The sequence below is a fragment of the Shewanella canadensis genome, from assembly GCF_003966225.1.
Lineage (GTDB): Bacteria > Pseudomonadota > Gammaproteobacteria > Enterobacterales > Shewanellaceae > Shewanella > Shewanella canadensis.
The window spans coordinates 50,076-69,496 of record NZ_RXNU01000019.1; the positions used below are offsets into that span (position 1 = coordinate 50,076).

The following is a 19,421-nucleotide window of genomic DNA, read 5'->3' on the forward strand; positions in this document are numbered from 1 at the left end:
CGTGACCTAAATCGTGTCGCTGAGCCAAGGTCGAATTTGGAATCGGCGACAAATAAAGGGCTCAGTAATGATGATAATGGGTCGAATGATTGTGCTAGACTAGCCAGGGATAATCTTAAAATGGACTTTGATTGCGATGTTTTGGCTTAAAAAAATAATTTCTCAGCTCTTTATGCCAGTGCCTCTATTGGTGCTATTACTGTTACTTGCGCTCGTGATATTACGCAACAGGAAGTTGGTTCGTTCAATTCTATCCGTTTCTATTGTGTTACTGGTATTTCTCAGTAGTACGCCGGGCAGTAATCTATTGAGTTCCCCGCTCGAGAGTCAATATCCGGTAAATAGTCGTCCTATCGCCGATGGCTGTTTGGTTATGGTTCTGGGCAGTGGTCATGATGAGTCGATATCGGGAACGGCCATTCAGCAGCTTTCATCTACGGCTCTTGCCAGGTTAAGCGAAGGGATGCGACAGTTTAATCTTGGCAGAGACTGTAAATTGGTGTTTAGTGGTTGGAATGGCAGTACCGGCTTACGTTCTCATGCTGAGGTGATGGCCGCTGCTGCAATTGAACTCGGTATCCCTAAAAACCGTATTATCACCTTCCCGCTGGCAAAGGACACCATTGAAGAAGCACAATTTATGAAATGGGAAATCGGTAATGTTCCCTTTAGATTAGTGACTTCAGCCAGCCATATGCCCAGATCTATGTCGACATTTGCAAATATTGGGCTAACGCCACAAGCGGCTCCGACAGATTTTATCACCAGAGAAGGCTATTGGTGGCAATTAGATGCACATAACTTGTGGTCTTCTCAAAGAGCGATACATGAATATGTTGGCCAGCTTTGGTTTCAGATTAAACATCAAAGTGAGATAGGTCTATCCAATTAAAGCACTAAGGTAGATGCTCATTAATTTAGGAAGAATTTTGGAAATTGAAGTAATACAGATCCGCTCGCTGACTAAGCGAAATGCCTTAACCTTAACTTTTTTGGGGATGTTGGGATTGTTTCTCGGGTTTGGTATGTTTTTATCCTCTTCCGGGTTATTCGCTCCCGGAATGCTCTGCTTTGCACTCGGCGCGATATCTGCCGTACTGGGAATATCTAAACTGATCGAACCTGAGGTAAGTGTAGAGCTTAATCAAGAAGGGCTTTTCTACCATCATAGACGGGGTAGCCTGTTTATCGGTTGGGATAATGTTCAGCGTTTCGATACTCCCAAAGGCGTGGATGGCATAGAGATGATTGAGCTGCCCTTTATCGGAATAAAACTAAAACAGATCAATCCTGTTTTAGACATTATCCCGGGACGGCTTGCAACCGGGCTGCTTACTGAGCAGAGACCCTTACTCATGTCGGCAGTCACCCTAGATGAGAACCTGGAAGAGTTGGAGTCTTATATGAACTCTGAGTTTACCCCCTTAGTTGTAAATGAAGAGCGTTATCGAGGTGTGCTGGCGATGTTTGGTCACCGCTGTGAAATGCTCAGCAAAAATTTAGGCTATCATATCTATATTCCTGTCGATTGCTTAGACAGAACATCGGATGAGTTTGTTCGCTTACTACGGGACTATCTATTGCGTGTTCGGCAGGTAGGGGATTAGATTGAGCCGAGTGTTTTGGGTGAATGGTTTAGGAGAATGCTTTGAACATCCTTGTTCGCAGGTTTCTGTTCACAGAAATTTTCTCTGTAAGGCAGAGTAAATAACATTCAAGTGTTTGAATCAGAATGAAGAAAGAAGTTAGCCCGTTTGCAACTCACCTTCAATCTCTGCCTGTTGTGAGTCAAAGTTGTTGAGTAGTGCAATATCTTCTTTGACCCGAATACCGATAAATTGTCCACCTTCGAAGATCTCCATAGATTCGCAAGCCAACTCACCTTCTACAGTGCCTGTACTGGTGATGTTAAGCTTGCCGCACTTTAGTTTTCCTTTGAAGTGTCCCGCAACTTTTAATTCATCGCAGTTGAGCTCGCCATCCACATAACCTTCTACTTCGATCGTGATCTTACCCGTTGAGCTTATCTTACCGAAGACCTCACCACCGATTAACGCCTCTCCGGCGAAATGGCTTTCACCGGATAATTTGGTACCTGGGGCGACAAAGGTGAGCCCTGATGCTTTCTTTTTTCCGAACATATCTTTTTTCCGAATAAAATTGTCTATCGCAGACTTCGAGATATCCAGATAGTAACCCTAATTTAACAATAAAAAAACCACTAATATTTGGCACTTTAATGTCATTATTTTGGCTCTGTTTTTTGTGTTATTTCGCTTAAGATCACAGCTTTTTCCTATCAAATAGGGTAATTGAATTACTGGGGCAGGGGGCTACACAGGCACCGCAACCGTTGCAGATATCGGTATCTATCTGTGGTTGAGGGGCTTTACCTATAGCGGGGATAAAACTGATGGCTCGTGGGTCGCATGCATCTTTACAACTCTGACACCAGATCCCTTGCTGGGCAAGGCAAGTATCATTGATATTGGCTTTGAGTTGCCAGGCTTGTTCGCTGGTATCACGAAATAATGGTTCGGGGCACACCTCGACACATTTTTGACAAAAGGTGCATTCATCTATAGTGAAGTTAACTTCAGGAAAACCACCATCGCCCTTGATCATAATCTTGGTTTCACAGGCCTCAATGCATCTGTCGCAACGGGTGCAGATATCGGTAAATTCGATATCCTGCTTACTCCACGGGGGCCTGATTACATTTGACTTTCTTCGACTGAAAAGACGTCGACGGCTCTGGTTTACATTACTCATCTATTTATCTCTTTAAAGAAGGGGCTGGTACATTGAATCCTGAAGTGTTCGCGGCTAAAGCCGCTCCTACACGGTGAATGTCAAACGACTGCAATACCAAACCCTTCCTTTTTTTAAACCCGGAACCTAAGCTCTTCTTTTAGTTTGAATACCCATTTGGGTTAGTCGATTGCCATTTCCAGCTACTATTTGCCATATCTTCCAGCGTATGAGTCGCTTGCCAGCCTAATTCAGTTTTCGCTTTTTGAGGCGCAGCGTAACAGGCGGCGATGTCTCCGGGCCGGCGTTCGACAATTTGATATGGAATCGATTTCCCACAGGCCTTCTCGAAAGCCTTGATCATATCGAGAACACTATACCCTTTACCCGTTCCTAGGTTATAGGTGACCAAACCTGGTTTTGTATTGAGTTTTTCAAGGGCTCTCAAATGGCCGGTAGCGAGATCGACAACATGAATATAATCACGTACCCCCGTGCCGTCATGAGTGGGGTAATCTCCACCAAATACACTCAACTTTTCTCTTTTTCCCACGGCGACCTGAGCAATGAAGGGCATCAGGTTATTGGGAATATCATTTGGATCTTCGCCGATGCGGCCACTAACATGTGCGCCTACCGGGTTAAAGTAACGTAAGCGTGCAATATTCCAGCTCGGATCTGAGTGATGGAGGTCATGTAAGATCTGTTCAACCATAAGTTTAGATTGGCCATAAGGGTTCGTTGCGCCCGTAGGGAAATCTTCAGTGATAGGCAAACTTGCAGGGTCGCCGTAAACGGTAGCCGATGAGCTGAATACTAAATTCTTGACGCCGTGTTCGGCCATGACTTCACAGAGAACCAGAGTGCCGGTGACATTATTTTCATAATATTTCAGTGGCTGGGCGACAGATTCACCAACGGCTTTAAGGCCTGCAAAATGGATGACTGAGTGGATCTGGTGATCGCTGAATACCTTCTGAAGGAGTGCCTTGTTGAGTACATCTCCCTGATAGAAGGTCACAGACTTTCCGGTGATGCTCTCGACTCTATGCAGCGCTTCTATACTCGAATTAACGAGGTTATCGACGATGACAACTTTCTGGCCAGCGTTTAAAAGCTCAACCACGGTATGGCTACCAATATATCCCGCACCACCTGTGACTAATATCGTCATTAATTCATATCCTTGTCGAAGTCTTCTACCAGCTTTTTCAGGTAGTTTTTGAAATCAGTTCCAATCTCTTTATGACGCAGGGCATGCTCGACGCTGGCCTGCATATAACCTTGCTTATTACCACAGTCGTGGCTTTTTCCTTTCATGTAATAGGCATTAACCGTCTTTTTCTCCATCATCATGGCGATGGCATCGGTTAACTGTATCTCATCGCCGGCTCCGGCGGGCGTCTTAGCCAAGAGTGACCAAATATCAGCGGGTAATATGTAACGGCCCACAACGGAAAGGTTTGATGGTGCCTCATCTATACTGGGTTTTTCTACAAGCTGAACCAAAGGCTTAGACTCTCCGGGTTGAAGTTCTAGCCCGTTAACATCAGCGATACCATATTGGTTAACCTGATCTTCCGGTACGCCTTCCACCATAATCTGTCCGGTGTCAGTTTGTTCAAATAGCTTGACCATCTCTGCCAGATTATCTTTATTGAGGTTGCAACTGGCTTCATCGACGATGACATCCGGCAGTAACACAGCAAATGGAGCGTCGCCTACGACGGACTTGGCACATAAAATGGCGTGTCCTAAGCCTTTAGCCTGAGATTGACGCACGCTGATAACCGTAACCCCTTTGGGGCAAATGGATTGAACCTCAGAGAGTAGCTGACGTTTAACACGCCTCTCTAGCTGAGCTTCCAGTTCGAAACTCGTGTCGAAATGGTTTTCAATGGGGTTTTTACTGGCATGGGTAACTAATACTATCTCATTGATACCGGCCGCAATGGCTTCATTAACAACATATTGTATCAAGGGTTTATCGACGACTGGCAGCATCTCTTTTGGAATAGCTTTAGTGGCCGGAAGCATCCTTGTTCCCAGTCCCGCGACGGGGATAACGGCTTTACGAATTCTATGTGGTTTCATTCTTTCCCTTTCATACACTTAAAGCTCAATAGACATATTTTAATAAATTGACACGGAAAAGCCATGTTAATAGTGAACTTAGTCAAAAAATGAATATTCGGCCAGTTTTTGTCAATAAATGGTGACGAGGTAATCCATTGTTTTTAAAGTGCTTACCAGATTGCGAAAATGAGTTGTAAGCAATTTGTTACGCATGAGGGGGTTGGAAGACCAGAAAATAAACTGTGATGGAGTTAACAAAAACCTCGGTTTGGTCAACTATGAATATGGGATCCATAAATGATTACAACCTACTATGAGTAAAATAACTGAGTATGTGGCCCGGCAGCCTGATGCAAACGGTCACATTCATTATCCACAAGAAGAGCATGATATTTGGCGAGAGTTGTATTTAAGGCAAGTGGGTAATTTGTCTCAATATGCATGTCCTGAATACCGTCAGGGGTTGAAAGATCTGGGTTTATCGGGTGAAAAGATCCCGCAGTTGACTGAAATTGATAAGGTGCTCTTAGAGACCAGTGGCTGGAAAACGTCCGCCGTGCCGGCACTGATCTCTTTCGAGCGTTTCTTTGAGCTGCTGGCTAATAGGGAGTTCCCCGTTGCTACCTTCATACGCAGCAAAGAGGAGTTCGATTATTTGAGAGAGCCCGATATATTTCATGAAGTATTTGGTCATTGCCCCTTGCTCACCAATGCCTCTTTTGCGAGGTTTTCCCATGCCTATGGGAAACTGGGATTGGCGGCCAGTAAAGAGGATCGAGTTTATCTGGCCAGGTTGTATTGGTTTACCGTAGAGTTTGGCTTACTTCAAGCCAAAGATAGCTCACTTCTGATCTACGGTGGAGGCATTTTAAGCTCACCCGGCGAGACGCAATATGCGATGGGTGATAAGCCGCTGGTTAAGCCGTTTAATCTAGTGGATGTGCTGAGGACGCCTTATCGTATCGATATTATGCAGCCTGTCTATTACGCCATAGAGAGCATAGCGTTCCTTGATGAAATCGTTAATATGGATATCATGGCTGGCGTGCGTGAGGCTAAGAAACTCGGTTTATTTGAACCGCTTTTTGAACCTAAGTCTAAAGCGGGTTAATGCTCGAAATAATAATGCAAAAATAACATCAATAACAATAACTAAATCAAGATGGCAAAGGAATCCAGATGACAAAATTAGCCGATATGAAGTGTGAAGCCTGCCAGGCAGATGCTCCTCAAGTGACTGACAGTGAACTCGCGGAACTGATCCGTATGATCCCGGATTGGGGAGTTGAAGTGCGTGATGGAATTATGCAGCTGGAACGGGTATATAAGTTTAAAAATTTCAAGTTGGCGATGGAGTTTACCAATAAACTTGCCGATCTCGCTGAAGCCGATTTTCACCACCCGGGGATCTTAACCGAGTGGGGCAAAGTCACTGTGACCTGGTGGTCTCATTCTGTTAAAGGACTTCACCGTAACGATTTCATTATGGCGGCCAAGACCGACCAGTTATAAAGTTAAAGCTTAAATCTTGATTATCAGCAGGTTAACTCTAATAAACCTGCTGTTAATTTCAACTAACCCCCATTCTGCTGTAAACAAGACTTGCCACAATAATCATAACCTTCTAGGGTATAAGCGCCTGAGTTGCTGTCTTTCTCTTTGCCGTATTCACTCTTCGCATTGAAAATTTTGCACCAAGGGATAAAAACAATACTCTTAATAAAGGGAAATATTACAGTATGCGTCTTGAAGTATGTTGCTTGGACCGTGTTGGTCTAGCGAAAGATATTTTGATGGTCTTGGAAGGTTATGGCATTAACTTGATTGCTATCGATGCCAGTAATCAGGGGTTTCTCTATTTACAATTTGCTGAAGTTAATTTCGATACGCTTAGCGAATTGCTGCCCTCGATCAGAAAGGTTGAAGGCGTTCATGATGTTCGTACCGTCTCTTTTATGCCGTCTGAGCAAGAGCACTACGCCTTGAAAACACTCTTAAAGACACTGCCTGATTCGGTGTTTTCTATCGATGTGAAAGGGCGCGTTCGTATCGTTAATGAGTCGGCTCTTATGACCGTAGGCATGAGTGAGCATGAAATACTCGATGAGTCACTCAACCATTGGGTTCAGGGCTTCAATTTCAGTCGTTGGCTAAGTGAAACCTTAGTACTTGCCCAAGCAACACGCGTCAACATAGGTCAAAATGAATATTTGGCTGAGATGTTGCCTATTTATCTACCGGATGAGAGTGATAAATCCATTCTTGCCGGCGCCGTCGTATCACTTAAATCACCCGCCAGGGTCGGTAAGCAGTTTAACGCTTTACAGAGTCAAACAACGGGCTTTGAAAGCGTACTTGCCACCAGTGACAAGATGAAAGAAGTTCTGGTTCAGGCCAGGCGCATGGCGCAACTCGATGCCCCTTTACTTATTACCGGTGAAACCGGGACGGGGAAAGAGCTGATGGCGCGCGCGTGCCATGATGCGAGCATGCGTAGAGAGCACCCCTTCATTGCGATTAACTGCGCCGCTTTACCAGACAGCGCCGCAGAGGAGGAGCTCTTTGGGTTTGTGAGTAACGGAGAGATAGTCAAGAGGGGCTTCTTCGAGGAGGGCAAAGGTGGCACGGTTTTTCTCGATGAGATTGCCGAGATGTCAAAATCTGCCCAGGTAAAGTTACTGCGTTTACTGCAGGATGGCACCTTCAGACGCTTGGGAGAGGATAGTGAGGTTAGGGCCGATGTCAGAATCATCTGTTCGACTCAAAAAAACCTCGCCGAAATGTGCCAAACGGGAGAGTTTAGAGAAGATCTCTACTATCGGATCCATGTATTGAGCTTTCATCTGCCATCGCTTCGAGAGCGAAAAGTCGATGTCATCCCCTTAACCGAAATGTTTTTAGAACATTACAGCCAGCAATTATCGATTCCGATCAGACGTATTTCGGCCCAGTGTCGTGAACATCTACTCAACTACGCTTGGCCCGGTAATGTCAGGCAGCTTAAAAATGCCATCTTTCGGGCGGTATCCATGTGGGACGGATCAGCCGAGCTATCGGTGGAGCATTTGAAGCTTCCCTCCTACGCCGAAGGATTCGGTTATTTCGATCACCAATTCGAAGGCAGCTTAGATCAAGCGATGAAGCAGTTCGAATCGAGCCTGCTGAGAAGGCTGTATCCGGCTTACCCAAGTACACGTCAGTTAGCCAAGAAGCTAGGCGTATCCCATACGGCGATTGCGAATAAATTGCGAGAATATAAGATCAGCAAGCAAAAATAGATGTAAAAGCTTGTTGCCACAACAATGCCGGGTTTTTCATCAGTTTCAGTGTGAAAAGCCCAAGTTTGAGCCGCATAGATAGAGTGTAATTGTTTATTTACGCTTTAGTGCTTCATTGAGCCGAGCGTGATTCACATCACACTATTTCTATCTGTCTAAGCTTAGGGTATTTCTGTTAATTAGATAAACATACGAGCTATCGTATGGTGAGATTGTCCACAGGAGCAGGTATGAAGTTAGCCAGTTATAACAATGGTCGTCGCGACGGTCAGTTGATGTTAGTGAGTAAAGATCTATCTAAAGCTGTGGCTGTCCCCGCCATTGCCCATACCATGCAGCAATTACTCGATACATGGGAGCTGCTTCAGCCACAACTGCAAGAGTTGTATGAAGCGTTAAATGATGGCCTGATTGACAGTGCTGTCGATTTTGATGAAGCGCAATGTTTGTCTCCTCTGCCGCGCGCCTATCAATGGGCCGACGGTAGTGCCTATGTTAATCACGTCGAATTGGTGCGTAAGGCGCGAGGCGCACAGATGCCAGAAACATTCTGGACCGATCCTCTGGTTTACCAAGGTGGCTCCGACTGTTTTATCGCGCCTAAGGCCGATATCCCGTTAGCGAGTGAAGAGTGGGGCATCGATTTTGAGTCTGAGATCGCGGTGGTAACAGATGATGTGCCGATGGGCGTTACAACGCAGAATGCCGAAAAGCACATTAAGCTGTTAATGCTCGTCAATGACGTGTCGTTGCGTAACCTTATTCCTGGTGAATTGGCGAAGGGCTTTGGCTTCTATCAAGCTAAGCCGTCGAGCAGCTTCTCTCCGGTTGCGGTGACACCGGAAGAGTTAGGTGCACGCTGGGAAGACTCTAAGGTGCACCTGCCTTTAATCACCCATCTGAATGAATCCCTTTTCGGTCGCCCCAATGCGGGCGTCGATATGACGTTCAACTTCAGTCAATTGGTCTCTCATGTGGCCAAAACACGCCCTTTAGGTGCTGGCGCCATCATAGGCTCAGGGACTATCTCAAATTATGACCGCAGTGCCGGCTCCAGCTGTTTAGCCGAAACGCGAATGTTGGAAACGATAGCAGAAGGCAAACCATCGACCTCATTTATGAAGTTTGGTGACCGCGTACGTATTGAGATGCTGGATGATAACCAGCAGACCATTTTTGGCTCTATCGATCAGCAAGTTGTCGAGTATAAAGGGTAATTCATAGCTATACCCAAGCGACCTCGAAATGCAGGATTCAACATGTCGAGAAGTGGCTTGGGTATATACTTTTAAAAAGGCCAATTCGTTGAATTGGCCTTTTTTATACAAATCGATATTGTTTAAGGAATAATTATGTTGAAGCTCTATGGATATTGGCGTTCGAGTGCGGCTTATCGGGTGAGAGTTGCCCTCAACCATAAAGGACTCGATGCCGAGCTAGTGTCTGTTCACTTAGTTAAAGATGGCGGTGAACAACATCAGGCCGAGTATGCCAAGTTAAACCCTCAGGAGTTAGTGCCAGCACTTATCGACATTGATAATAAAGAAGAGGGCGAGGAGGCTTTCGTGTTGTCTCAATCCCTTGCCATCATCGAATATCTTGATGAAAAATTTCCCGAGAACGCACTACTACCCCAAGACCTCCATGAGAAGGCGATTGTTCGCTCTATGGCTATGTCTATAGCCTGTGAAGTGCACCCGCTCAATAACCTAAAGGTGTTGCAATACTTGTCCAAAGAGCTCGCCCTCGATGATGAGGCTAAGTCGGCCTGGTACCATCATTGGATAGATGAAGGCTTTAGTGCATTCGAAAAACAGTTGGTTAAATACTCGGGTCGTTACTGCTTCGGTGACAGCATTACCCTGGCGGATCTATGCTTGATCCCCCAAGTGTATAACGCTAATCGCTTTAACGTCGACCTGTCGCCATACCCCAATATTGTGCGCATTGTAGATAATTGCAATCGACTCGATGCATTTATCGATGCCGCCCCCGAGAATCAGGCCGACGCAGGCTAGCTGCTTTGAGATGGTGAAATGCTCGAATCAGGCTTTCACCACCCTTTCTCTCATTCGTCTTAAATATTTAGGTTTGCTGTTTTGCGGTGGGACGGTATCCATTAATCAACAGGTTGTGTTTATTATAAAGGTTTGTTAATTCATCAATGCCTGATCTGTGTAGAATTAGGTCGAGATTCAATTCTTTTAAAATGACCTATTGAAGAATTTATTTTATTAATTATTGCTTTTAAATATTCAGCGTAAAGATTGCTCATTCTCGTTTATCATTTTTCACGATTAAAAATAATTCCTCATGTTTAAATGTTTGTAGAATTTATTTTTGATTATATAAACAGTGATAGTTATATGTGTTTGGCCTAATAACATCTTCATTGAAGTGTAACGCATAATCTGTGCGTTATAGATTGATCACAGTCATCCTTACCTCAAATAAATCACAGGCCCCGCCTCAAGCTGCTGTAATTGAAGCTCTTTGCTGTGTTATTCAGGGTTGGCCGCTGTTCGGTAATCGACAGTGCAATACTGTTCTGTCATTAACTCTATCCTACATTAAATTCATTGATCAGCTTGTGTTGAAGAATTTTCGTTACATTTTCAATAAATCATTAATAAGTTTAATTGTTTTTATTCGCAGTGTTCCCTGCTTGGGTGGAATAGATTGATGTCACACTTTTGTTTGTTTTTTGTTGTTTTGTTTTTGGTTGATGAATATATTCGTTTCGAAAATACCTAGATTGTTACGATTGCCGCTTATTAATAAATGGTTAGATATTTATTTGGCAATGAAAAACATCCTGACTCGGGAGGTGCCTGAATATAAATAAAGTGTTGAGCAACAGGTGAGATAATAATTAATAAAAATTGCGTTAATTCATAAGTAAAAGGTATAAGGCCAAGATAATGATGCAACTCCGTATCTACAATATATTTTATGGGATAGCCGCTTTAGTGTTGCTCTCCTTTTCAATACAGGCGGTTCCCTGGAGCCAATTAACCGCAGAGCAACTCGCACAGCAACTTGAGCAGAAATTTGCCGAAGGCAAGTATTCTAAAAAAGGTGCCGACACCTGTCTGATGTGCCACAAGAAGAGTGACACTGTGATGGCGCTATTTGATGGCGTGCATGGACAAGAAAATAATGCAAAATCACCAATGGCGGGTCTGCAATGTGAAGCCTGTCATGGCCCCCTAGGTAAGCATAATAAGGGTGGCAAGGAACCTATGATTGCCTTTGGCAAAGACAGTCAGCTCGATGCAGGTAGCAAAAACAGTGTCTGCCTTGGTTGTCATAACGACCCGAAACAGATGGCATGGCACAGCAGTAGTCATAATCTTGATGAGGTGGCCTGTGTGGATTGTCATCAAATCCATACTGCCAAAGACCCTGTGATGGACAAGATGAGTGTCAATGACACTTGTACCAGTTGTCATGCCGAGGTAAAAGCGGCGATGAACAAGCGATCCTCTCATCTGCTGAAATGGGATCATATGAGCTGTATCGATTGTCATAACCCACACGGCTCCATGGGCGAGAGTGCCCTCAATCAGATAACCGTTAACGATACTTGCTATAGCTGCCATGCCGAGAAGCGTGGTCCATTCCTGTGGGAGCATGCCCCAGTGACTGACAACTGCGCCAGCTGCCATAACCCTCACGGCAGTGTGAATGAGTCACTACTCAACAGTCGTGCGCCCCAGCTTTGTCAGCAATGTCATATGGATGATGGTCACGCCAGCCGCGTTGTACCACAAGATGGCCAAGATGCCTTCGGTGGTGGCAAGAGTTGTCTTAATTGTCACAGTCAAATCCATGGTTCTAACCATCCTGCCGGCAGCAAGCTGCAGCGCTAACGAGGAGTAATATATATGAGATACAAACTAAACCTCATCACCCTTGCACTCGTCTCAGTGTCCGGCAGCGCGATGGCCGCCGATTTTAGTGTGAACAAGGCCAACACCGATGGTGTTAACGCTGACAAATTTCAATGTAAGCGTTGTCCTGATACAACAGGCTACCGCGGTAGTGTTGAGTTAGGCGCGGCCTATAGTGACAGTGATGATATTCATAGTGCTAATGCGCTCAATAGTGAAGATGGCACCCATGGAGTATTGAATGCAGATGTGCAGTATCGCGGCAAAACGGGCTATCAAGCCAAGGCGCAGGCGATTAATCTGGGGCTGGCTAACAGCCGTGCTCACCTTGAAGCGGGTAAGGTAGGTAGTTATCAAGCCGAGTTAGATTACCGTCAGCTAAGTCAATATCAACACGATAATGCGAAGAGCAACCTCTGGTATGCCGATGGGACGTTAACCCCTAGTGCCCAAGTGCAAGCCCAAGAGTTATCGCTTAAGCGTAAACAGATGGGTATGGGCCTATCGGCCGGGCATCAATGGGGCGAGCAAAACTACCAAGTCTTTGCCCGCTATAGCCAAGAAGAGAAGACAGGTTATCAGAGCGCGAGCATGGTGACGCCGCGTCCCATTAATTTTGGCAAGCCTTTCGATGCCACAACTGACAAGCTCACTTCGGGCCTGAGCATCAGCGGTCAAAATTGGCTGACTTCTCTGAATTATCAATACAGCGAATACGATAACCAAATCGAGTCACTCAGCCTGCCTTATCTGGCTGATATCTACGCGCCGGCACCGGATAACAGTGCCTATCAACTCAGCCTGTCAGGTCAATACTTGTTTAATCGCACCGCCATCAGTACTCAGCTTGCGACAGGACGAATGATACAAGATGCGGCTGTGATTCAAACTACAGGTAACCCTATCCAAAACTGGGATGGCCAAGTCGATACCACTGATGGCAAGCTGGCTATCACCTCGGTTCTGGATAATCGCCTCCGCCTTGGCGGAAGTGTCAGCTACTCCAAGCGTGATAACAAGAGCTCGGTATGGGAATTTGCTCAACTGGAATCTGACGGTATCAGCGGCGCCTTCAAACAAAACGTGCTGCTGGATACGGAAAAGCTGAATTACAAAGTCAACGTCAGCTATCGCATCAATAGCGACTACCGCCTACAAGCAGGTTTTGACCGCGAAGAGCTGGAGCGTAGCCACAGTGCCCGCGAGCAAACCGATGAAAGCACCGTCTGGACCAAGCTCGATATCCGCAGCTTTGCCAACAGCAAGCTCAAGCTTAAAGCCAGCTTCAGCCAGCGTGATGGTAGCCAATATCAAGCCAGCGGTCTGACATCGAGCATTGAAAACCCACTACTGCGTAAGTTCTATCTTGCAGACCGTGACCGCAGCGCTTTTGAAGCTAAGTTCAATCACGCCCTGGCAGATTGGATTAACGTGAGCCTTATTGGCCGCTATGCCGAAGATGATTACAGCGATACCGCCCTAGGCCTCACATCATCGAAAGACTACAGCTACAACCTCAATGCTGATATGCAATTTGATAAACAGCTATCGGGTTATGCCTTTGCCGGTCAGCAGTGGATAGAGTCTAAGCAAAATGGCAGCCAGAGTTTTAGCACAGCCGATTGGTCTGCAGACGTTGATGATGAGTTTATCAACCTGGGGGCGGGGATGAACTACACCGGACTCATGCAAGATAAGTTAAATCTGGGGCTGGACTATCTGTTTTCCAATTCAAACAGCGATAAGCAGGTGGTTTATACCACCACGCAGCCTCAGGGGGATTACTACTCCTACAACCACAGTGTAGAGATGTATGCCAACTATCTGCTGAGCGATCTGATGGCCGTCAGGCTGGGTTACCGGTACGAACGATACTACGACACCGACAATGCGCAGGTCGATGTCAATGCCATAGATGGATTAACGACTCTGGGCAAACTTAACCATAACTATAACGCGCACCAGGTGATGTTGTCGTTTAGCTACCAGTTGCGCTAGTGCCAGCAGCTAATCATTACTAATGAGGAAAAAAATAATGGAACGCAGAAGTTTCTTAAAAATGAGTGCCGCTATGGGCTGCGCCGCGACGGTGGCAGGCTGTAACTCCAGCTCAAGCGATGTCGACGTTGTGCCACCAACGCCTCCGGTCACCGAAGGTGAAACCATGAACTGGTCCTCCTGTCTGGTGAACTGTGGCTCTAACTGCCCGGTCAGAGTCTACTCAAAAGATGGGGTGATCACCCGCATAGAGTCGCAGTTTACCACCGAAGACACTTATGGTAATCACGATGTGCGCGCCTGTCTGCGTGGACGCTCGTTACGAAAGCGTGTGTATGCGCCAGAGCGGTTAAAATACCCCATGAAGCGGGTCGGTCCCCGCGGCAGCGGTCAATTCGAGCGGATCAGTTGGGATGAGGCTCTGAATACTGTCGCCGAAAGGTTGCAGGGCATTATCGACCAATATGGTAACGAGTCTATCTTTGATATGACGGGGACGGGTACTTTTGGACACTTTAAATCACTCGCCATGGTACACCGCCTGCTAAACGCCATGGGCGGTAGCTTGAAGCGCTATGGTGTGTATAGCTATGCACAGTTGTTCGAAGCGTCAAGATATACCTATGGAACTCCCTTCGTGGGGCTGCAGGGGAGTACCTATTCCGAGATGCAACACTCAGATCTGGTGTTATTTGTAGGCCATAACCCGTCGGAGCTGCGCATGAGTGGCTCGGGGCAAGGTTATGACTTCCTGAATCAGAAACAAACTAATAATTTTAAGACCATCATCATAGATCCGCGTTATACCGATACTGCTGTGGGTAAGGAAGATCAGTGGATCGCCATTCGTCCCGGGACGGATGCAGCGTTGTTCGAGGCGCTGGCTTATGAGTGGATCACTCAGGGGAAAGTCGATCAGGCCTTCCTGAACAAGTATTGTGTTGGCTACGACGAGAAGACCCTACCCGAGGGCGTGGACTATGGGGAGAGCTATAAGTCTTATATTTTGGACAATGCCACTATCGGCGAGCTGACCCCGGGAGATAATGCCAAGACGCCGGCTTGGGCGGCGGGTATCACAGGTATCCCCGAGCACACCATTATTGAATTGGCGAGGGAGTTGGCCGCCGCCAAGGCGCCGTTTATCAAGTTAGGGCTCACATTGAACCGTCATGCGGCAGGTGAAAACAATATGCGCGCCGGTTACATGCTCCCCATCCTGCTGGGGCAACTTGGTTTACCCGGGACCAATAACGGTGGAGATAGCTCGGGAGGCCACTGTGTTGTCCCCCGTATCGCGGAACTAGAAAATCCGGTAAAGAAAGAGATCTCTTTCTTTACCTATTTGCAGGCTGTCGAAGACGGCAAGAATATGACCGTGTTAGCCGATGGCGTTCGAGGTGTCGAACTGGATGAGAATGGCGATGGCAAGCTGGGTACCGATATCAAGGCTATCGTCAACTGGTTCAGCAACTCCATGATTAATCAGCATTCAGATGTGCGAAAGTCTGAAGAGGTGATAAAGGATGAAAGTCTGTGTGAATTTATCCTTACGGTCGATAATATCATGACCCCTAGCGCTAAATTCTCCGACATCATCTTGCCGGATACTACCTGGCTGGAGGATGAAGAGCTGGTCAATCAAAACCATGTACCAGGCGATACAGGGACCGTTATTCAGATGAGTTCGGGTATCGAACCTCTGTTTGAGAGCCGTCACTCCTATGATATCTGCACCGAAATCGCCAAGAGAATGGGCTGTGAACAGGCGTTCACCGAAGGCAAGACGATGCAGCAATGGCTAAATGAGATGTATGCAATGTCACAAGCGGCCAACCCTGGTTTGCCCGATAAAGAGGTGATGTTGAAGCAGGGGATCTATCGTAAGTATCTGCCCCACGGCAGTCAGATTGCGATGAAGGGGTTCCGTGACGATCCTGAGGCCAACCGCCTCTATACGCCATCGGGTAAGATTGAGATCTACTCATCACGTTTGGCCCATAAGGCCAAAACCTGGGAGCTCAGAGAGGGGGACGTGATATCGGCGCTGCCCAAATATACCCCCACCTGGGACGGCTATGAGGACAGTGAAACCCGGGAAAAATATCCACTGCAGCTGACCTGTTATCACACTAAGGGGCGGGTTCACTCCAGTTACCATAATATCCCCTGGCTCAGAGAGGTGGTGCAAGATGCCGTGTGGATGAATCCTATCGATGCTCAGGCGAGAAACCTGAAAACCGGCGACTTGGTGCATGTCTTTAACGATCGCGGCACCCTGGAGGTCGAAGTTAAGGTGACGCCTCGGATCATGATAGGTGTCACCGCACTGGGCCAAGGTGCCTGGTCGAAATTTGAGGATGGCATCGATAAGGGAGGCAATGTGAATACTATTACTTCACAACGCCCCACGCCTTTGTCGAAAGGCAATCCACAGCACACTAACCGGGTCGAGATCCGCAGAGCCTGATAGGAGTTAACAATGAGTAATAATGTTCAGTACGGCTTTTATGTCGATTCAAGTAAGTGTACGGGTTGTAAGACCTGTCAGGTAACGTGCAAAGATCGTAAGGATCTGCCCGTAGGTATCAACTGGCGCCGGGTGTATGAGTATGGTGGCGGTCTGTGGACAGAGAATGCCGATGGCACTGTCAACCAGAATGTTTTCGCCTACTATACCTCTATTGGCTGCAACCACTGTAGTGAGCCCGCCTGTGTCAAGGCTTGCCCGGTGGGAGCCATGCACAAACGTAAGCAAGATGGTTTGGTGCATGTGGCGTCTGACCTATGTATTGGCTGCGAGAGTTGTGCCCGTGCCTGCCCATATGATGCGCCGCAAATTGACAAGGCCCGTAAGGTGATGACCAAGTGCGATGGCTGCTTTGAGCGTCTGGCCGAAGGTAAGAATCCGACCTGTGTCGAGTCATGTCCGATGCGCGCCATCGACTTTGGCACTATGGATGCGCTCAAAGAGAAATACCCGGATGCAGTTAAGCCCAACTTCGCTCCTTTACCCAGCAGCAGTATCACATCGCCGAATCTGTTGATGAAACCGAATCGTCATGCTCGCGCCAGCGGCAGCATAGATGGTGTCGTGTTAAACCATTCAGAGGTCTGATCCGTTAGCGGCGTCCTTTGGGACGCCGCTTGTTAAAATTTGCAACCAAAACAGAGGAACCTATGTCAACTTTGACCAGAGACACTTACCTGGAGTATCAGGGGATCGCTCGTATATTGCACAACGTACTCTTCTTTGATCCCAGCGTCGATCTTATCGGTAGTTTTATTGCGTTTAAGACTATAGAGAGTTGGCCAGAATATGGACTGGATGATAATGAGTCACAGACTAAGCAGTTAATTAACAACTACTTGAAACACTGGAGTCAGGAGCAGAGGCTGTCACTAAAGCTGGATTATGGGCAACTTTTTTATGGACCGGGCGATCCCAGTGCCGCCCCTTGGGGCTCTGTCTATTTGAGTGAGAAGCAACTTCTCAACGGTGAGTCCACCCTGTCTTTGATGAATTTCTACCGGGAGAGGGGCATCAGGTTTGAACTGGAATCGAATCAGCCTATCGATCACCTGGGGTTATTCTTCGCCGTACTGGATCCGATCTTCGGTCAACTGGCCGAGGAAGATAACCCTGAGTTAGTCGGCAGTTGCATCATCTTGCTGCAGCAACATCTACTCCCCTGGTCCGATCGCTGCCTCGAGTTAATGCATCATCACGCCGAGAGTGATTTTTATCGCGGTATTGCTCTGCTGACTAAAAGTTATCTGTTACAGCTGACGAAGTCACTGCAAATTGTGCCTATATCGGCTCAGTTGTTTCGTTAATGCCGTCTGGGAGGACTCATGAACTTTATAAGATCTGTGGGTGAGCAGTGGAAGAAGTCTGAGTTTGCTGAAAAAATTGCTTCAGTACTCGAAACTGAGGTGCGACATCTGTTCTGCGGCGCGACTAATATAATGGCAGTGGCAAACCTTATTGCAGCCATGAGCTACTATGGTCTGGATGACGAGTTCCTTGAGGAGAGTCTCGATGATGCTCATATGCTTATTATCTTATTCGATTGCTTCAGGCTGCTGGTGGTTAAACAGATTGAGCACGACAAACTCAACCAAGCCGAACACCTGATCATCCAAATTGCTAAACATTATGCCTCCAAAACCTATGTCTCTGAAACCGAGCTTGGCTATACGGCTGAGCTCAAGCTGTTTCAGGAGCATATTAGTGCTCTCTGTCAGAAACTTGAAAAGCTGCAGAGACTGCAACGTAGTCAATATCGCAGTATGGGGAGAAACGTTTAATGGCAGATACCGACTTTAGCCTGAATATGATACGCCGCAAGTTAGTTTTTAAATTTGTGGGGGCCCTCACACTCTGACTCCATTTATTAATAACATGAACAGATAAAATTAAAATCAAATGACTAATCAAGCAATCAAAAAAATCAGTGAACTCGACGTATTTTGTTTACAGGTATTTAAAATCATTTTTCAAACCGGTCATGCGAATGCAGCAGCAAAAGAGCTGAATGTATCTGCGCCTAAAATCAGTCGCTGCCTAACCACTTTACGGGCGACGTTTGATGATCAGCTTTTCTATCGTCGCCAGTTTGGTTTGAAACCAACTCCGTTAGCCGAGCATCTGTTTGAGCCCATCTGTCGATTTTGCTACTCGGTAGCTAAAATCGAACAAGTGGCGTTTGAAGTAAACCATCGCGACTCAACTCCCATTCTTAATATCGCGGTGACGCCGGGCATAATGGCGAGTCTCTCTCTGATTTTATCCAATAACTGTTCTCTCAATCGAATTGGGCTGGTTCGGCTCCATTCTTGGAAAGATGACTCAGCCGAGTTAATTCATAGTGGAGAGTTAGATTTAGGGGTGACCTTAGATACTTCTTGTCAGCATGATCTTAATTTTGAACATTTAGGTACCTTAGACTCGGTCTATCTGGTCGGAAATGTGAGACACCCCATTTGGGCAAGGCTTCCTCATTTTACCTTAAATGAGATTTGTAAATACCCCTGTCTTTATCAGGAGTGTAAGGGGGTCAATGACAAGATGGCCCCCCTGGAGGTCTATAGCCACCAATCAGGAATAAAGCCTGTAAGTGTTGAAAAGGTTACAGGTAAAGAGCAGTGGTACAGCAACTTATTGACCATGGGGAGTTTGGCATTTACTCCAGCGGTAGAGGCTGAAATTTATAAAAATATGCCCGGGATCCATGTCGAGCGATTACCCGAAGTTGAGGTAAATAAGCTTCATGGTAATGTGCTACCCCAAAAATACTATTTAATTGAAAAACCAGTTTCTCATCGCCGATACACAGTTGAAAACAGGGGGGTAATAATCAATACCATTAAAGAGCTACTGGCTTCTTCATGATTATTGGTATTGATTCTCCTTATCGAAATA

At 46.4% G+C, this 19,421-nt stretch carries 18 protein-coding genes; 14 read left to right on the forward strand and 4 right to left on the reverse strand.

Annotated elements, in window-relative coordinates; all coding sequences use genetic code 11:
• Positions 1-136: 136 nt before the first annotated feature.
• On the forward strand, positions 137-892 hold the full coding sequence (locus tag EKG38_RS22435) for a YdcF family protein (protein ID WP_126523216.1): 756 nt from the start codon (positions 137-139) through the stop codon (positions 890-892).
• A gap of 37 nt (positions 893-929) precedes the next feature.
• A complete protein-coding gene (locus tag EKG38_RS22440) occupies positions 930-1,607 on the forward strand; it encodes a DUF2982 domain-containing protein (protein ID WP_246033250.1) in 678 nt (225 codons plus the stop codon).
• A 138-nt stretch (positions 1,608-1,745) separates the two neighbouring features.
• Here EKG38_RS22440 and EKG38_RS22445 read toward each other — a convergent pair whose 3' ends face one another.
• The 4 genes from EKG38_RS22445 to galU all read right to left on the reverse strand — a co-directional run bounded on the left by EKG38_RS22445 (position 1,746) and on the right by galU (position 4,845).
• Positions 1,746-2,141 carry a bactofilin family protein gene (locus tag EKG38_RS22445; RefSeq protein ID WP_126523218.1) on the reverse strand — a complete coding sequence of 132 codons (396 nt, stop codon included), beginning with the start codon at positions 2,139-2,141 and terminating at the stop codon, positions 1,746-1,748.
• Positions 2,142-2,283: 142 nt separating this feature from the next.
• Positions 2,284-2,772: a ferredoxin-type protein NapF gene (gene napF, locus EKG38_RS22450; protein WP_126523219.1), complete on the reverse strand. Its 489-nt coding sequence runs from the start codon at positions 2,770-2,772 to the stop codon at positions 2,284-2,286.
• Between the two features lie 139 nt (positions 2,773-2,911).
• Positions 2,912-3,925 carry a UDP-glucose 4-epimerase GalE gene (gene galE, locus EKG38_RS22455; RefSeq protein ID WP_126523220.1) on the reverse strand — a complete coding sequence of 338 codons (1,014 nt, stop codon included), beginning with the start codon at positions 3,923-3,925 and terminating at the stop codon, positions 2,912-2,914.
• The gene (gene galU, locus EKG38_RS22460) at positions 3,925-4,845 is read right to left on the reverse strand and encodes a UTP--glucose-1-phosphate uridylyltransferase GalU (RefSeq protein ID WP_126523221.1); all 921 of its coding nucleotides are present in this window, start codon (positions 4,843-4,845) and stop codon (positions 3,925-3,927) included. Before galU ends, galE begins: the two co-directional genes overlap by 1 nt.
• Before the next feature lie 295 nt (positions 4,846-5,140).
• On the opposite strand from galU, the gene phhA reads away from it, so the two are divergent.
• The 12 genes from phhA (at position 5,141) to EKG38_RS22520 (ending at position 19,391) form a co-directional block, all read left to right on the forward strand.
• Positions 5,141-5,938: a phenylalanine 4-monooxygenase gene (phhA, locus tag EKG38_RS22465; protein ID WP_126523222.1), complete on the forward strand. Its 798-nt coding sequence runs from the start codon at positions 5,141-5,143 to the stop codon at positions 5,936-5,938.
• A gap of 68 nt (positions 5,939-6,006) precedes the next feature.
• Positions 6,007-6,339 (forward strand): 4a-hydroxytetrahydrobiopterin dehydratase, encoded by a 333-nt coding sequence (locus tag EKG38_RS22470; protein ID WP_126523223.1) that lies wholly within the window; start codon positions 6,007-6,009, stop codon positions 6,337-6,339.
• A 227-nt stretch (positions 6,340-6,566) separates the two neighbouring features.
• On the forward strand, positions 6,567-8,105 hold the full coding sequence (tyrR, locus tag EKG38_RS22475; RefSeq protein ID WP_126523224.1) for a transcriptional regulator TyrR: 1,539 nt from the start codon (positions 6,567-6,569) through the stop codon (positions 8,103-8,105).
• Positions 8,106-8,335: 230 nt separating this feature from the next.
• Entirely contained in the window at positions 8,336-9,322 is a 987-nt protein-coding gene (locus EKG38_RS22480; RefSeq protein WP_126523225.1) for a fumarylacetoacetate hydrolase family protein, read from the forward strand.
• 138 nt (positions 9,323-9,460) lie between these two features.
• On the forward strand, positions 9,461-10,123 hold the full coding sequence (gene maiA / locus EKG38_RS22485) for a maleylacetoacetate isomerase (protein WP_185826940.1): 663 nt from the start codon (positions 9,461-9,463) through the stop codon (positions 10,121-10,123).
• Between the two features lie 906 nt (positions 10,124-11,029).
• Entirely contained in the window at positions 11,030-11,977 is a 948-nt protein-coding gene (locus EKG38_RS22490) for a DmsE family decaheme c-type cytochrome (protein WP_126523244.1), read from the forward strand.
• A 15-nt stretch (positions 11,978-11,992) separates the two neighbouring features.
• Positions 11,993-13,996 (forward strand): MtrB/PioB family decaheme-associated outer membrane protein, encoded by a 2,004-nt coding sequence (locus EKG38_RS22495; RefSeq protein WP_126523227.1) that lies wholly within the window; start codon positions 11,993-11,995, stop codon positions 13,994-13,996.
• 37 nt (positions 13,997-14,033) lie between these two features.
• Positions 14,034-16,466: a DMSO/selenate family reductase complex A subunit gene (locus tag EKG38_RS22500; RefSeq protein WP_012143260.1), complete on the forward strand. Its 2,433-nt coding sequence runs from the start codon at positions 14,034-14,036 to the stop codon at positions 16,464-16,466.
• 12 nt (positions 16,467-16,478) lie between these two features.
• Positions 16,479-17,114: a DMSO/selenate family reductase complex B subunit gene (locus tag EKG38_RS22505; RefSeq protein ID WP_012143259.1), complete on the forward strand. Its 636-nt coding sequence runs from the start codon at positions 16,479-16,481 to the stop codon at positions 17,112-17,114.
• A 62-nt stretch (positions 17,115-17,176) separates the two neighbouring features.
• The gene (locus EKG38_RS22510; protein WP_126523228.1) at positions 17,177-17,833 is read left to right on the forward strand and encodes a TorD/DmsD family molecular chaperone; all 657 of its coding nucleotides are present in this window, start codon (positions 17,177-17,179) and stop codon (positions 17,831-17,833) included.
• Positions 17,834-17,851: 18 nt separating this feature from the next.
• Positions 17,852-18,307, forward strand: a complete 456-nt coding sequence (locus EKG38_RS22515; protein ID WP_126523229.1) for a hypothetical protein — start codon at positions 17,852-17,854, stop codon at positions 18,305-18,307.
• A 118-nt stretch (positions 18,308-18,425) separates the two neighbouring features.
• Positions 18,426-19,391, forward strand: coding sequence for a LysR family transcriptional regulator (locus tag EKG38_RS22520; RefSeq protein ID WP_126523230.1), 966 nt, complete (start codon positions 18,426-18,428; stop codon positions 19,389-19,391).
• Positions 19,392-19,421: the final 30 nt, after the last annotated feature.

Coding starts and splice junctions, on each gene's coding strand:
- EKG38_RS22435 (WP_126523216.1), top strand. CDS start 137: ATGTTTTGGCTTAAAAAAATAATTTCTCAGCTCTTTATGCCAGTGCCT.
- EKG38_RS22445 (WP_126523218.1), bottom strand. CDS start 2,141: ATGTTCGGAAAAAAGAAAGCATCAGGGCTCACCTTTGTCGCCCCAGGT.
- napF (WP_126523219.1), bottom strand. CDS start 2,772: ATGAGTAATGTAAACCAGAGCCGTCGACGTCTTTTCAGTCGAAGAAAG.
- galE (WP_126523220.1), bottom strand. CDS start 3,925: ATGACGATATTAGTCACAGGTGGTGCGGGATATATTGGTAGCCATACC.
- galU (WP_126523221.1), bottom strand. CDS start 4,845: ATGAAACCACATAGAATTCGTAAAGCCGTTATCCCCGTCGCGGGACTG.
- phhA (WP_126523222.1), top strand. CDS start 5,141: ATGAGTAAAATAACTGAGTATGTGGCCCGGCAGCCTGATGCAAACGGT.
- EKG38_RS22470 (WP_126523223.1), top strand. CDS start 6,007: ATGACAAAATTAGCCGATATGAAGTGTGAAGCCTGCCAGGCAGATGCT.
- tyrR (WP_126523224.1), top strand. CDS start 6,567: ATGCGTCTTGAAGTATGTTGCTTGGACCGTGTTGGTCTAGCGAAAGAT.
- EKG38_RS22480 (WP_126523225.1), top strand. CDS start 8,336: ATGAAGTTAGCCAGTTATAACAATGGTCGTCGCGACGGTCAGTTGATG.
- EKG38_RS22490 (WP_126523244.1), top strand. CDS start 11,030: ATGCAACTCCGTATCTACAATATATTTTATGGGATAGCCGCTTTAGTG.
- EKG38_RS22495 (WP_126523227.1), top strand. CDS start 11,993: ATGAGATACAAACTAAACCTCATCACCCTTGCACTCGTCTCAGTGTCC.
- EKG38_RS22500 (WP_012143260.1), top strand. CDS start 14,034: ATGGAACGCAGAAGTTTCTTAAAAATGAGTGCCGCTATGGGCTGCGCC.
- EKG38_RS22505 (WP_012143259.1), top strand. CDS start 16,479: ATGAGTAATAATGTTCAGTACGGCTTTTATGTCGATTCAAGTAAGTGT.
- EKG38_RS22510 (WP_126523228.1), top strand. CDS start 17,177: ATGTCAACTTTGACCAGAGACACTTACCTGGAGTATCAGGGGATCGCT.
- EKG38_RS22515 (WP_126523229.1), top strand. CDS start 17,852: ATGAACTTTATAAGATCTGTGGGTGAGCAGTGGAAGAAGTCTGAGTTT.
- EKG38_RS22520 (WP_126523230.1), top strand. CDS start 18,426: ATGACTAATCAAGCAATCAAAAAAATCAGTGAACTCGACGTATTTTGT.